Origin of the sequence: Streptomyces sp. SID13726 (assembly GCF_010548375.1) — a bacterium.
In the GTDB taxonomy this organism is placed as follows: Bacteria; Actinomycetota; Actinomycetes; order Streptomycetales; family Streptomycetaceae; genus Streptomyces.
Genome location: NZ_JAAGLY010000006.1, coordinates 194,544 through 207,368, shown reverse-complemented (window position 1 = coordinate 207,368; position 12,825 = coordinate 194,544). Strand labels below are relative to the sequence as shown.

Genomic DNA, 12,825 nt, shown 5'->3' with positions numbered 1-12,825 from the left:
CAGTTGTCATGATGCTGATTTCGCGACCCCCTGCCGACGTCGCCGCCCGTTGCCGGCCCTCCCGAGAGAAGTGATCGATGGTCTCCGAGAACTCCGACGCCCAGGACGGCGACACCACCGCCCTCGCGCTGAAGATACTGGTCGCCGGCGGATTCGGCGTGGGCAAGACCACCCTGGTGGGCGCGGTCAGCGAGATCAGGCCGCTGCGCACCGAGGAACTGCTCAGCGAGGCGGGCCAGTTGGTGGACGACACCGACGGTGTGGACCAGAAGGTCACCACCACGGTCGCCATGGACTTCGGGCGCATCACCATCCGCTCCGGCCTGTCCCTGTACCTCTTCGGCACCCCGGGCCAGGACCGGTTCTGGTTCCTGTGGGACGAGCTGTCGCAAGGGGCCCTCGGCGCCGTCGTCCTCGCCGACACCCGGCGCCTGGAGGACTGCTTCCCTGCCGTCGACTACTTCGAGCACCGGCACATCCCGTTCGTCGTCGCCGTCAACTGCTTCTCGGGCGCCCGGGCCTACGGCGCCCACGACGTCTCGCGCGCCCTCGACCTGGACCAGGGCACACCCGTGGTGCTGTGCGACGCACGGGACCGCGACTCGGGGAAGGAGGTGCTGATCCGGTTGGTGGAGTACGCCGGGCGGATGCACACCGCCCGGCTGCTCGACTCGGTGGGCTGACCGGGGGCGGGTACTCACCCGGCTCCCCGTTGCAGGCCCGGCAGCACCATGCAGTCGAAGAGCGGCCGGTCGTCGTCCACGCACAGGGCGACACGCGCGTCCCGCACCGGATTGCCCCCTTTGACGGTCGCCTTCCCGCTGTTGAACACCACGTCGTCGCCGTCCAGCACGGACCACACGGGTGCCACACGAGGCCTCCCGTCGGCCCGGACGGTCGACAACTTGCCAGAGCGGGTGCCGCGAGAGACGAACTCCCGCCATTCCTCGTCGGTCATCTTCTGAGCCATGTTCCTGTCCTCCTTGCCCAGGGAACGGTCGTGGGGAAGGCTTTACGGGGAGTTCCTCCGGGCAGGGGGAGACGTCACACGGGGAGACGGGGCACATGTCGCAGAAGCAGGGGCTCGGCTGGCTGCTGGACGACCTGACCGAACGTGTCGACCATGTGCACCACGCGCTGGTGCTGTCCAACGACGGTCTGGTGACCGGGGCCAGCACCGGACTGCGCCGCGAGGACGCCGAACACCTCGCCGCCGTCTCGTCCGGTCTGCACAGCCTGGCCAAGGGCTCGGGACGCCACTTCGGCGCGGGCGGCGTACGGCAGACGATGATCGAGTTCGACGACGCGGTGCTGTTCGTCACCGCGGCGGGCACCGGCAGCTGTCTGTGCGTGCTCAGCGGCTCCGACGCGGACATCGGCCAGATCGCCTACGAGATGACGCTGCTCGTCAACCGCGTCGGCGAACACCTCGACGTGGACGCCCGCCAACCTGAGCGAAGCTCGGCGTCAGACCTCTGACCTGCACGTTCTTCGATCCCCGTGGAGTTATCCACAGGCCCGCCACGTGGCTCGCCGATCCGGCTACGGTTTCTGTCACGGCGAACGCACACAGCGTGAGCGAAGACTCCACGGGGGAGCGGGCATGTCGAGCAGCACCATCGTCCAACACCGGCAGCATTCCTTTTCGTTCAGCCGCGCGGCGCGCGAACTGGGGCTCAAGCGAAGCGAGTTCGAGCTCGCCGTGAACCTCGGCCAGATCCGGACCGTCCCCGACGAAGGTGGCGGTGGGAGGCGCGTGCCCCGCCCCGAGATCGACCGGCTGCGGGAGACGGAGGGCTTTCCCGAGATGCTTCAGCGCCGCGTGCGGGTCGTGGGCACCAGCGAGGGCGCGGGCGTCATGGACATCCCCGCCGGCAGGTTCACGCGCCTCGCCCGCCTGGGCCTGATCAGCCCGGTGCGCTTCTACCTCAACCGCTACCGGGCCGTGGTCTGGCTGTATCTGGCCGAGGAACTCGAGCAGTTCGCCGTGGACGAGGCGAACGCCTCGCTGCTGACCGGACGCCGGATGCCCGCGAAACTGCGCGACACGCTGGACGAGGGCACCGACCTGCGGGCCCGCAACTGGCGCTCACGGCACCGCGGATTCCTGCTGCGCCTCGCCGACGACCCGTGGGAGAGCGCCGGGGCCCTCGCCGCCTTCCTCGACCCCACCCAGATCGCGGAGATCGTCCCGGACCCCTATGAACGGTCCCACCTGGGCCGCTTCCGGCCGGGGCCGCCCATCCAGGGAGCGCCGGGCACACCGGCCGCCCACCTCGTCGAGAGGATCATGACGGCGGAGTCCCCGGACGAGATCCACTGGCTGCGGACCGAGCTGACCCGTGCCATGGCGGACGCCCGAATGCTCCGGTCCGCGCCTCGCCCCGCGGCCCGGCAGACACTGCCGCCGCCTGCCTGGGATCAGACCGGTGCCTGGGATCAGACCGGGCCGACGCCGATCGTGCCGACGTCGCCCGAGCCAACCCCGGCCGAGCAGGCGCCGCAGCAATCGTCCCGTGGCCTGCTGGGCTGGCTCCGCCGCAGAAGCGCCTGACTACAGCGCCCGGAACAACCCCTCCTGCACGACCGAGACCAGCAGACGACCCTCCAGGTCGTAGATGCGGCCGCGGGCGAGCCCACGGCCGCCCGTCGCGATCGGGGACTCCTGGTCGTACAGGAACCACTCGTCCGCGCGGAACGGCCGGTGGAACCACATGGCGTGGTCCAGCGACGCGATGTCGAAGGTCCGCGGACCCCACAGGGGCTGGACCGGGAGGCGGACGGCGTCCAGGAGGGTCATGTCGCTGGCGTAGGTCAGCGCGCAGGTGTGCACGACCGGGTCGTCGCCGAGCGGCCCGACCGCGCGCATCCACACCGCGCTGCGCGGCTCGGCGTCCTTGACCTCCTCGGCGCTCCAGCGCAGCCGGTCGACATATCGGATGTCGAAGGGCTGGCGGCGCGCCATCCGCTCCAACTGCTCGGGCAGCTCGCCCAGATGCTCCCGGATCTCGTCGCCGACCCTCGGCAGCGACTCCGGGTCCGGGACCTTGCGGGCGGGCGGCAGCTGGTGTTCGAAGGGACCTTCCTCAGGCTTGTGAAAGGAGGCGGTGAGATTGAAGATCGTGCGGCCCTGCTGCACGGCGGTGACCCGGCGGGTGGTGAACGACCGCCCGTCCCGGACCCGCTCGACCTGGTACACGATCGGCACCCCCGGCCGGCCCGGGCGCAGGAAGTACGCGTGCAGCGAGTGCACGGGGCGGTCGCCCTCCGTGGTGCGGGCGGCGGCGACCAGCGCCTGGCCCGCCACCTGGCCGCCGAAGACCCGCTGGAGGGATTCGTTCGGGCTGCGGCCACGGAAGATGTTGACCTCGATCTGCTCCAGGTCGAGCAGGTCGACGAGGCTCTCGGCCGGGTTCGTCATGGGTGGGATTCTCCTTGGCTCACGACTGACCTGTGGCTCACAGCTGGCCGACGTCGGTGACCCGGACGACCGCGCGGCCCTCCGCGTCGGAGGCGGCGAGGTCGATCTCCGCGCTGATGCCCCAGTCGTGGTCGCCGTTCGGGTCGGCGAAGGTCTGCCGGACGCGCCACAGCTTGTTCTGCGGCTCCTCCTCGATCCGCAGCAACTTCGGGCCGCGGGCGTCGGGCCCGGTGCCGAGGTCGTCGTACTCGTCCCAGTACTTGTCCATCGCCTCGCCCCACGCCTCGGCGTCCCAGCCGGCGTCCGCGTCCATCTCGCCCAGCTCCTCGACCTGGTCCAGGGCGGCGAGTTCGACACGGCGGAACAGGGCGTTGCGGACCAGGACGCGGAAGGCGCGGGCGTTGGTGGTGACCGGCTTGACCTCGTCGGCCCGCTCCCGGGCCTCCTCGGCGGTCATCTCCTCCGGGTTGGCGAGCTGCTCCCACTCGTCCAGCAGACTGGAGTCGACCTGACGGACCGTCTCCCCGAGCCACTCGATGAGGTCCTGGAGATCCTCGGACTTCAGGTCGTCAGGGATGTTGTGGTCGAGCGCCTTGTAGGCACTGGCGAGGTAGCGCAGGACAATGCCCTCGGTGCGGGCAAGCTCGTAGAAGGACACCAACTCCGTGAAGGACATGGCCCGTTCGTACATGTCACGGATGACGGACTTCGGGGAGAGCGGATGGTCGCCGACCCACGGGTGACTCTTGCGGTACGTGTTGTACGCGTGGAAGAGCAGCTCCTCCAGGGGCTTCGGGTACGAGACGTCCTGGAGCCGCTCCATGCGCTCCTCGTACTCCACGCCGTCCGCCTTCATCGCGGCCACGGCCTCGCCCTTCGCCTTGTTCAGCTGGGCGACGAGGATCTGGCGGGGATCGTCCAGAGTGGACTCGACGACGGACACCATGTCCAGGGCGTAGGACGGCGATTCGGGGTCGAGCAGCTCGAACGCGGCGAGCGCGAACGTGGACAGCGGCTGGTTGAGCGCGAAGTCCTGCTGGAGGTCCACGGTGAGACGGACGATCCGGCCGTTGGCGTCGGGCTCGTCGAGCTTCTCGACGATGCCGCCGTCCAGCAGCGAGCGGTAGATGGCGATGGCCCGCCGGATGTGCCGCAACTGCTGCTTGCGCGGCTCGTGGTTGTCCTCCAGGAGGTGCCGCATCGCCTCGAAGGCGTTGCCCGGACGCGCGATCACCGACAGCAGCATGGTGTGGGTCACCCGGAAGCGGGAGGTCAGCGGCTCCGGTTCGGAGGCGATGAGCTTCTCGAAGGTGGTCTCCGACCAGGCGACGAATCCCTCGGGTGCCTTCTTGCGGACCACCTTGCGGCGCTTCTTCGGATCGTCGCCCGCCTTGGCGAGCGCCTTCTCGTTCTCGATGACGTGCTCGGGGGCCTGCGCGACGACGAAGCCCGCCGTGTCGAAGCCCGCCCGTCCGGCCCGCCCCGCGATCTGGTGGAACTCTCGGGCCCGCAGGGTGCGGACGCGGTTGCCGTCGTACTTGGTGAGCGCGGTGAACAGCACTGTGCGGATCGGTACGTTGACGCCGACGCCGAGGGTGTCCGTGCCGCAGATGACCTTCAGCAGACCGGCCTGCGCGAGCTTCTCCACCAGCCGCCGGTACTTGGGCAGCATGCCGGCGTGGTGGACCCCGATGCCGTGGCGGACGTAACGGGAGAGGTTGCGGCCGAACTTGGTGGTGAAGCGGAAGTTGCCGATCAGCTCGGCGATCTGGTCCTTCTCCTCGCGCGAGCACATGTTGATGCTCATCAGCGCCTGCGCCCGCTCCACGGCCTGCGCCTGCGTGAAGTGCACGATGTAGACGGGCGCCTGCTTCGTCTCCAGGAGTTCCGTCAGGGTCTCGGTGAGCGGGGTCAGCTTGTACTCGTAGGAGAGCGGCACGGGGCGGGTCGCCGAGCGGACCACCGACGTCGGCCTGCCGGTGCGCCGGGTCAGGTCCTTCTCGAACATCGAGACGTCGCCGAGCGTGGCCGACATCAGCACGAACTGCGCCTGCGGCAGCTCCAGGATGGGGATCTGCCAGGCCCAGCCGCGGTCCGCCTCGGCGTAGAAGTGGAACTCGTCCATGACGACCTGGCCGACGTCGGCCTGCTTGCCGTCGCGCAGCGCGATCGACGCGAGCACCTCGGCGGTGCAGCAGATGACGGGAGCGTCGGAGTTGACCGAGGCGTCGCCGGTCAGCATGCCGACGTTCTCGGTGCCGAACATCTTGCACAGCTCGAAGAACTTCTCCGAGACGAGCGCCTTGATCGGAGCCGTGTAGAAGGTGACCTCGTCCCGGGCGAGCGCCGCGAAGTGCGCGCCCGCCGCGATCATGCTCTTGCCGGACCCGGTGGGCGTCGACACGATCACGTTCGCGCCGGAGACCACCTCGATCAGCGCCTCCTCCTGATGGGGGTAGAGCGTGAGACCGCGCTCCTCGGCCCACGACTCGAAGGCTTCGTAGAGGGCGTCGGGGTCGGCGGTCGGCGGCAGCTGATCGATGAGGGTCACCCACCCATCTTGCCTGCCCGGACGCCTGAGAGGGGAATCGGATGCGAGCCCGAAGATCACGAGCAGTACGCTGTGTCGCCGACGGAGCGTCAGCGCGGCCGGTCAACTGGACAGTGGCACACGAGGAATGGGGCGGGCAACGCCGATGATGGGACCAGCACACTCTCTGTCGGGCGCCGCAGCCTGGCTCGGCGTCGGAGCGGCGGCCGCCGCCGCGGGGCACACCATGCCGTGGCCCGTACTGCTGGCAGGAGCCCTGATCTGCGCGGGCGCCGCGCTCGCTCCCGACCTGGACCACAAGGCGGCGACGATCTCGCGGGCCTTCGGGCCGGTCTCACGGGGCCTGTGCGAGATCGTCGACAAACTCTCGTACGCCGTCTACAAGGCCACCAGGAAGCAGGGCGACCCGCGCCGCTCTGGTGGGCACCGGACGCTCACGCACACCTGGCTGTGGGCCGCGCTGATCGGCGCGGGCTGCTCGGTGGCGGCGATCACCGGTGGCCGGTGGGCGGTGCTGGGGATCCTGTTCGTGCACATGGTGCTGGCCATCGAGGGTCTGCTGTGGCGGGCGACCCGCGGCTCCAGCGCCGACGTCCTGGTCTGGCTGCTGGCCGCGACCAGCGCGTGGATCATCGCGGGTGTCCTGGACAAGCCGGGCAACGGCTCGGACTGGCTGTTCACCCAGCCGGGCCAGGAGTACCTGTGGTTGGGGCTGCCGGTCGTGCTGGGCGCGCTCGTGCACGACATCGGGGACGCGCTGACGGTCTCCGGCTGCCCGATCCTGTGGCCCATCCCGGTGGGCCGCAAGCGCTGGTACCCGATCGGCCCGCCGAAGGCCATGCGGTTCCGCGCGGGCAGTTGGGTCGAGCTGAAGGTGCTGATGCCGGCGTTCATGCTGCTCGGCGGGGTGGGCTGCGCGGCGGCGCTCAACTTCATCTGAGTCCGGGGCGCGGGAGCGCCGGGGCGGCTTCGGCCGGGCGGTCAGCCGTCCTGGCCGGTGCCGCCCCCGTACCGCCGCTCGAACTGCGCGATACGGCCCTCGGAGTCCACCGTCCGCGCCTTGCCGGTGTAGAAGGGGTGGCTCTCGGAGGAGATCTCCACGTCCACCACGGGGTACGTCTCGCCGTCGTCCCACTCGATGGTCTGGTCGCTGTTCGCGGTGGACCGGGTCAGGAACGCGTAGCCGGCGGCGCGGTCCCGGAAGACGACCGGGCGGTAGTCGGGGTGCTTGTCCTGCTGCATGGATGCTCCTCGGACTGGACGGCGTACGGAACGGCGGGCGGGACGGCAGGTTGGGCGGCACGTGGGGTGGTTCCCGGGCGGTCAGCCCGACAGGGACTCCTCGTCGACGATGTGCATCGCGGCCTCCTCGGCGGACGCCGCGGCACCGTCGATGCCCACGTCCGTGGCGATCAGCGCGCTCTCCTCGTCCTCGTGGGCTCCCTCGTCGGGGGCGACGAGCCGACCGGAGCGCAGGGCGCCGACCTCGTTGTCCAGGAGTTCGCCGTCGGTGCCGTCGCAGTCGCCGAGGCCGTCGCCGTCGGATGCGGCGAGGTCGGGCGTCTCCTCGGCGAGCCGCTGGTCCAGCGTCTCGCCCTGCCGGCGCTCCGCCGCCGTCACACCGGTGTGCTCCACCGCCCAGGGCCGCTCCGGTGGGGACCAGCCGCGGTCGAGGGGGTCACCGACTCCGTCGTCCTCCAGGGTGTCCTCCGCGTCGAGCAGACCCGCGTCGTCCTGGATCTCGGATCCGTCGGGCTGGTAGACGTCGTCTCCCCATCCGTCGGAGCTGTCCACGGGTACCTCCAGGTGAAGGGGACGGGCCCGTGCCACGCGGCCCGGGGCGGGTCACGGAGTCACGGGGCACTTGCCGCGCCCACCGACGGACCGTTCCGTCCGCGGGCGCTCCCAGAGCCGGTGCTGCTGTCCAGCCTTCCACCCCTCTTCGGGACGGCGCAACGCCAAGGGGTCGCTGCGCAGGCTGAGGCGGGATGCGGAGGTGCCGGGGACGGGGCTGGGACCCTGGCTGAGGCCGAGCCTGTCGTCGGGCAGGGCGGCGCCGGGTGCGTGCGGGGGCGTTGGGCTGGTCGGGGTTCGGGTGCCCCTGGTTTCCCTTTGGCCTCGACCAACGAATCCCCCAAACCGGCCCCCCACCCCACCCCGCCCCACGTCACCTCACCCGTGCCAAGACCTCCACAACGCCGCATACGCTCCCTCCGCCGCGACCAGCTCCTCATGGCTGCCCAGCTCGCTGATCCGCCCGTTCTCGACGACCGCGATGACGTCCGCGTCGTGGGCGGTGTGGAGGCGGTGGGCGATGGCGACCACGGTGCGGCCGTCGAGGACGCGGGCCAGGGAGCGTTCCAGGTGACGGGCCGCCCGGGGGTCGAGCAGGGACGTCGCCTCGTCCAGGACCAGCGTGTGCGGGTCGGCCAGTACCAGTCGGGCCAGCGCGACCTGCTGGGCCTGGGCCGGGGTGACGGTCAGGCCGCCCGAGCCGACCTCGGAGTCGAGGCCGTCGTCGAGCGCCCGTGCCCACCCGTCCGCGTCGACCGCCCCCAGCGCCGCCCAGAGCTCGGCGTCCGTCGCGTCCGTGCGGGCGAGCAGGAGGTTGTCACGCAGGGAGCCCACGAAGACGTGGTGCTCCTGGTTGACGAGGGCCACGTGCTCACGGACCCGTTCGGCGGGCATCCGGGACAGCTCGGCGCCGCCCAGGGTGACCCGGCCGTCGCGGGGCGCGTAGATCCCGGCAAGGAGGCGGCCCAGCGTGGACTTGCCGGCCCCCGAGGGACCGACGAGCGCCAGCCTGGTGCCGGGCGCGACCTCCAGGGACACCTTGCGCAGGACGTCCACGCCCTCCAGGTACCCGAAGTGCACCCGGTCCGCGTGCACGTCCCGCCCGTCGGGAGCGAGCCCCGTGTCCCCGGCGACCGGTTCGACCTCCCGTACGCCCACCAGCCGGGCCAGCGACACCTGGGCCACCTGGAGCTCGTCGTACCAGCGCAGGATCAGCCCGACCGGGTCGATCAGCATCTGCGCGATGAGTGCGCCGGTCGTCAGCTGGCCGACCCCGATCCAGCCCTGGAGCACGAACACCCCGCCGACCATCAGCACCGACGAAAGGATCATCACGTGGCTGACGTTGATGCAGGGGAAGAGCACCGACCGCAGCCACAACGTGTACCGCTCCCACGCGGTCCACTCCTTGATCCGCCGTTCGGACAGCTCGATGCGGCGCGCGCCGAGCCGGTGCGCTTCGACGGTGCGTCCGGCGTCCACGGTCTCCGCGAGCGCGGCGGCCACGGCGGCGTACCCGGCGGCCTCCGAGCGGTAGGCGGAGGGCGCCCGCTTGAAGTACCAGCGGCAGCCGATCACCAGGACCGGCAGGGCGAGCAGGACGGCGGCGGCCAGCGGCGGTGCCGTGATCACGAGCCCGCCGAGCAGCAGGGCCGCCCACACCACGCCGATCGCTAGCTGGGGCACGGCCTCGCGCATGGCGTTGCCGAGCCGGTCGATGTCCGTCGTGATCCGGGACAGCAGGTCGCCGGTCCCGGCTCGCTCCAGTACGCCCGGGGGCAGGCCGACCGACCGGATGAGGAAGTCCTCGCGCAGGTCGGCCAGCATCCGCTCGCCGAGCATCGCGCCGCGCAGCCGCACCTGCCGTACGAACACGGCCTGTACGGCCAGCGCGACCACGAACAGCCCGGCTGTCAGCTCCAGATGGAGTTCGCGGGCCCCGTCCGACACCCGCTCGACGAGGTCGCCGAGGAGCCAGGGCCCGACCATGGAGGCCACGACCGAGACCGTGTTGACGGTGACGAGCAGCACGAAGGCACGGCGGTGCCGGTGGAACAGTTCGGCCACGTAGGCGCGTACGGTCGCGGTGGCTCCGACGGGCAGGGTGTTCGCCGTCGTCGGTGCCGCCGGGTCGTACGCCGGTGGCGCCACGCCGATCATGCGGTCTCCTCGATCTCTTCCAGTTCGTGCAGGACGTCGTGCGCACCGTGTACGCCGTGCTTGTCCGGTGCGGAGTTCAGCGCGGTCTCCTCGTCCGTCTCGCGGGTCACCACCGCCCGGTACCGCGGTTCCTTGTGCACCAGTTCACGGTGCACGCCGACCGCCGCGACCTCGCCCTCGTGGACGAGCACGACCCGGTCGGCGCGGTCCAGGAGCAGCGGCGAGGAGGTGAACACCACGGTGGTGCGTCCGGTGCGCAGTTCCCGTACGCCCTCCGCGATCCGTGCCTCGGTGTGCGAGTCGACGGCGGAGGTCGGTTCGTCGAGGACGAGGACCTCCGGGTCGGTCAGCAGTGACCGGGCCAGCGCGAGCCGCTGGCGCTGGCCGCCCGAGAGGGACCGGCCGCGCTCGGTGACGCGCGCGTCCAACGGGTCCTCGGTGTCCAGGGACCCCTGGACCAGCGCGGCCAGCACGTCCTCGCACTGCGCGGCGGCCAGCGCCTCCGCGGCGTCGACATCACCCGAGGCGGGCACGTCGAGCAGGTCGCGCAGGGTCCCGGAGAGCAGGACCGGGTCCTTGTCCTGGACCAGGACCGCGGTGCGCGCCGAGTCGAGCGGCAACTCGTCCAGCGCCACCCCGCCCAGCAGCACGGAAGTACCCTCCTGCGAGGGGTGCCCGCCGAGCCGCTCGGCCAGTTCCCCCGCCGTGTCCGGGTCGCCGCACACCACTGCGGTGAGCCGTCCTGAAGGGGCGAGCAGACCGGTCGCCGGGTCGTACAGATCCCCGGACGGCAGCCCGTCCGCGCCTTGAATCGCCGCAGCGGACCGGCGTACGCCACCGTCCATGTCACCCGTCGTTCCCTGGGCGCCCTCGGCGGAGACCGCGCGCTCCAGCGACAGCACCCGGGCGGCCCGTTGGGCGGACGGCCGGGAGAAGGAGTACGCCATGGCGATCTCCTCGAAGTGCCGCAGCGGATAGGTGAGGATCATGACCGAGCTGTAGACGGCGACCAGTTCGCCGATCTCCACGCGGCCCTGCCGGGCCAGGTGGACGCCGTACCAGACGACCGCGATCAGCAGCAGACCGGGCAGCAGCACCTGGATCGCGGAGATCAGGGACCACATTCGGGCGCTGCGCACGGCAGCGTGGCGGACCTCCTGGGAGGCGCGGCGGTAGCGGTCGAGGAACAGCTCCTCGCCGCCGATGCCGCGCAGGACACGCAGGCCGGCGACCGTGTCGGAGGCCAGCTCGGTGGCGCGGCCCGCCTTCTCCCGCTGGAAGTCGGCGCGCCGGGTCGCGCGGGGCAGCAGCGGCAGCACCGCGAGCGCCATGACCGGCAGTCCCACGGCGACCACCGTGCCGAGCGCCGGCTGGTAGACGACGAGCCCGGCGCAGACCACGACGACGGTGACCGCCGCCGCCGTGAATCGCGACCAGGCCTCCACGAACCAGCCGATCTTCTCGACGTCACCGGTGGACACGGCCACGACCTCGCCGGCCGCGACCCGCCGGGTCAGGGCCGAACCCAGGTTCGCGGCCTTGTGGGCGAGGAGCTGCTGGACGCGCGCGGCGGCCGTGATCCAGTTGGTGACGGCGGTGCGGTGCAGGAAGGTGTCGCCGAGCGCGTTGCCCAGACAGCACAGCGCCAGCAGTCCGCCCGCGAGGGCGAGTCGGCGGCCGGAGTGGTCGACGACCGCCTGGACGGCCACGCCGACGCAGAAGGGCAGCGCCGAGACGGACAGGAAGTGCAGGAGTCCCCAGGCCAGTGACTTGAGCTGTCCGCCCAGCTGATTCCTGAAGAGCCACCACAGGAACCGGGGACCCGAGCGTGCGTCCGGCACTCCCGGGTCGGTGTACGGAAGGTCTTGAATCTGCATGACGTGTGACGTCCCAGTAGCTCGTGTCAGGGGGGTGGGGGAGAGCCGCACCCGGCGGCTGCAAACCGTGAAAGGTTCGCGTCAGAGCGTGGTCGGAGGCAACAGGTTTTCCGCCGCGGGGTACAGAACCGGCTGCCCTCGCGGAGTCGGCCTTCCGCGAGACGCGGTGCGACGATGGACCGATGCGATGCGGAGGCACACGGCGTACGGCGGTGACGACGACCGTTCTGGCAGCGCTGCTGATCCTCCTGGGCGCGTGCGGTGGTCCAGGCCGGGCGGACACCGGCGGAGCACAGTCCGGCGAGGCAGACACCAGAGCCGCCGACAAGCCAGCCGACCAGTCCGCGGACGACCCCGCCGCCGAGCCCAGCCGCATCCCTGCTGCCGACCCCAGCCGCATCCCCGACATCGGCCCCCGCCTCCAGCGCCGTATCCCCGCCGACTCCCGTCAGGTCGTCGTGGTCTACGGCGACGGCAAGGACTCCGCGGACGCCACCGTCGTGCTCTACACGAGGCGCGGCTCCGGCTGGGACCGTGTCCGCGGCTGGCCCGCGCACAACGGCAAGAAGGGCTGGACCACCGACCACCACGAGGGCGACAAGCGCAGCCCCGTGGGCGTGTTCACGCTCAGCGACGCGGGCGGGGTGCTCCCGGACCCCGGCTCGGGGCTGCCGTACACGAGGTCGGAGGGCATCGCGGCCCCGCGCTGGTGGCCGAAGTCCTACTGGCACGACTTCGACTACGTCATCGCCATCGACTACAACCGGGTCAGGGGCACCGCCCCGAACGACCAGACGCGGCCCGGGGGTTACGAGAAGGGCGGCGGCATCTGGCTGCACATGGACCACGGCAGCGGTACGTCGGCCTGCGTGAGCGTGTCCAGGCCGGCGATGCGACATCTGCTGCGCACGCTCGATCCGGACCGGCATCCCGTGGTGGTGATGGGGGACAGGGCGGACCTGAAGGGCTAAGGCGGCTGCCGGAGGCGTCATTGCGGGGGATGCCCGACTCGCCGTAGAACA

11 protein-coding genes and 1 pseudogene are annotated in these 12,825 nt (G+C 71.1%); 5 read left to right on the top strand and 7 right to left on the bottom strand.

What is annotated here, in order from left to right:
• The first annotated feature begins 77 nt into the window (after positions 1-77).
• Complete coding sequence (locus G3I78_RS18050) at positions 78-683, top strand: ATP/GTP-binding protein (protein WP_164425666.1); 606 nt, start codon at positions 78-80, stop codon at positions 681-683.
• Between the two features lie 35 nt (positions 684-718).
• Here G3I78_RS18050 and G3I78_RS18045 read toward each other — a convergent pair.
• A pseudogene (locus G3I78_RS18045) lies at positions 719-970 on the bottom strand (pyridoxamine 5'-phosphate oxidase family protein); the annotation flags it as partial.
• Positions 971-1,065: 95 nt separating this feature from the next.
• On the opposite strand from G3I78_RS18045, the gene G3I78_RS18040 reads away from it, so the two are divergent.
• Together G3I78_RS18040 and G3I78_RS18035 are read left to right on the top strand one after the other, a co-directional pair.
• Positions 1,066-1,479 carry a roadblock/LC7 domain-containing protein gene (locus G3I78_RS18040; RefSeq protein WP_164425662.1) on the top strand — a complete coding sequence of 138 codons (414 nt, stop codon included), beginning with the start codon at positions 1,066-1,068 and terminating at the stop codon, positions 1,477-1,479.
• A 124-nt stretch (positions 1,480-1,603) separates the two neighbouring features.
• Positions 1,604-2,554 carry a DUF6397 family protein gene (locus G3I78_RS18035; RefSeq protein ID WP_164425660.1) on the top strand — a complete coding sequence of 317 codons (951 nt, stop codon included), beginning with the start codon at positions 1,604-1,606 and terminating at the stop codon, positions 2,552-2,554.
• On the opposite strand, the gene G3I78_RS18030 is transcribed toward G3I78_RS18035, so the two are convergent.
• Both G3I78_RS18030 and G3I78_RS18025 read right to left on the bottom strand, forming a co-directional pair.
• Positions 2,555-3,421, bottom strand: coding sequence for an acyl-CoA thioesterase II (locus tag G3I78_RS18030; protein WP_164425658.1), 867 nt, complete (start codon positions 3,419-3,421; stop codon positions 2,555-2,557).
• 37 nt (positions 3,422-3,458) lie between these two features.
• Entirely contained in the window at positions 3,459-5,972 is a 2,514-nt protein-coding gene (locus G3I78_RS18025; protein ID WP_164425656.1) for a DEAD/DEAH box helicase, read from the bottom strand.
• Positions 5,973-6,117: 145 nt separating this feature from the next.
• Here G3I78_RS18025 and G3I78_RS18020 point away from each other — a divergent pair, with 145 nt between their 5' ends.
• The gene (locus G3I78_RS18020; RefSeq protein WP_164425654.1) at positions 6,118-6,912 is read left to right on the top strand and encodes a metal-dependent hydrolase; all 795 of its coding nucleotides are present in this window, start codon (positions 6,118-6,120) and stop codon (positions 6,910-6,912) included.
• A gap of 41 nt (positions 6,913-6,953) precedes the next feature.
• Here the strand turns inward: G3I78_RS18020 and G3I78_RS18015 are convergent, their stop codons facing one another.
• The 4 genes from G3I78_RS18015 to G3I78_RS18000 form a co-directional block, all read right to left on the bottom strand.
• Positions 6,954-7,214: a type B 50S ribosomal protein L31 gene (locus G3I78_RS18015; protein WP_164425652.1), complete on the bottom strand. Its 261-nt coding sequence runs from the start codon at positions 7,212-7,214 to the stop codon at positions 6,954-6,956.
• Between the two features lie 81 nt (positions 7,215-7,295).
• Positions 7,296-7,766: a DUF5709 domain-containing protein gene (locus G3I78_RS18010; RefSeq protein ID WP_164425650.1), complete on the bottom strand. Its 471-nt coding sequence runs from the start codon at positions 7,764-7,766 to the stop codon at positions 7,296-7,298.
• A 378-nt stretch (positions 7,767-8,144) separates the two neighbouring features.
• Complete coding sequence (locus G3I78_RS18005) at positions 8,145-9,926, bottom strand: ABC transporter ATP-binding protein (RefSeq protein WP_164425648.1); 1,782 nt, start codon at positions 9,924-9,926, stop codon at positions 8,145-8,147.
• Complete coding sequence (locus tag G3I78_RS18000; protein ID WP_164425646.1) at positions 9,923-11,803, bottom strand: ABC transporter ATP-binding protein; 1,881 nt, start codon at positions 11,801-11,803, stop codon at positions 9,923-9,925. Before G3I78_RS18000 ends, G3I78_RS18005 begins: the two co-directional genes overlap by 4 nt.
• 182 nt (positions 11,804-11,985) lie before the next feature.
• Between G3I78_RS18000 and G3I78_RS17995 the strand changes: the two genes are divergently transcribed.
• Positions 11,986-12,774: a hypothetical protein gene (locus G3I78_RS17995; RefSeq protein ID WP_164425644.1), complete on the top strand. Its 789-nt coding sequence runs from the start codon at positions 11,986-11,988 to the stop codon at positions 12,772-12,774.
• Positions 12,775-12,825 lie beyond the last annotated feature (51 nt).

Bases quoted from the DNA above. Each gene is read 5' to 3' on its own strand.
- G3I78_RS18030 (WP_164425658.1), bottom strand. From the start codon at position 3,421: ATGACGAACCCGGCCGAGAGCCTCGTCGACCTGCTCGACCTGGAGCAG.
- G3I78_RS18050 (WP_164425666.1), top strand. From the start codon at position 78: ATGGTCTCCGAGAACTCCGACGCCCAGGACGGCGACACCACCGCCCTC.
- G3I78_RS18040 (WP_164425662.1), top strand. From the start codon at position 1,066: ATGTCGCAGAAGCAGGGGCTCGGCTGGCTGCTGGACGACCTGACCGAA.
- G3I78_RS18005 (WP_164425648.1), bottom strand. From the start codon at position 9,926: ATGATCGGCGTGGCGCCACCGGCGTACGACCCGGCGGCACCGACGACG.
- G3I78_RS18020 (WP_164425654.1), top strand. From the start codon at position 6,118: ATGATGGGACCAGCACACTCTCTGTCGGGCGCCGCAGCCTGGCTCGGC.
- G3I78_RS17995 (WP_164425644.1), top strand. From the start codon at position 11,986: ATGCGATGCGGAGGCACACGGCGTACGGCGGTGACGACGACCGTTCTG.
- G3I78_RS18000 (WP_164425646.1), bottom strand. From the start codon at position 11,803: ATGCAGATTCAAGACCTTCCGTACACCGACCCGGGAGTGCCGGACGCA.
- G3I78_RS18035 (WP_164425660.1), top strand. From the start codon at position 1,604: ATGTCGAGCAGCACCATCGTCCAACACCGGCAGCATTCCTTTTCGTTC.
- G3I78_RS18015 (WP_164425652.1), bottom strand. From the start codon at position 7,214: ATGCAGCAGGACAAGCACCCCGACTACCGCCCGGTCGTCTTCCGGGAC.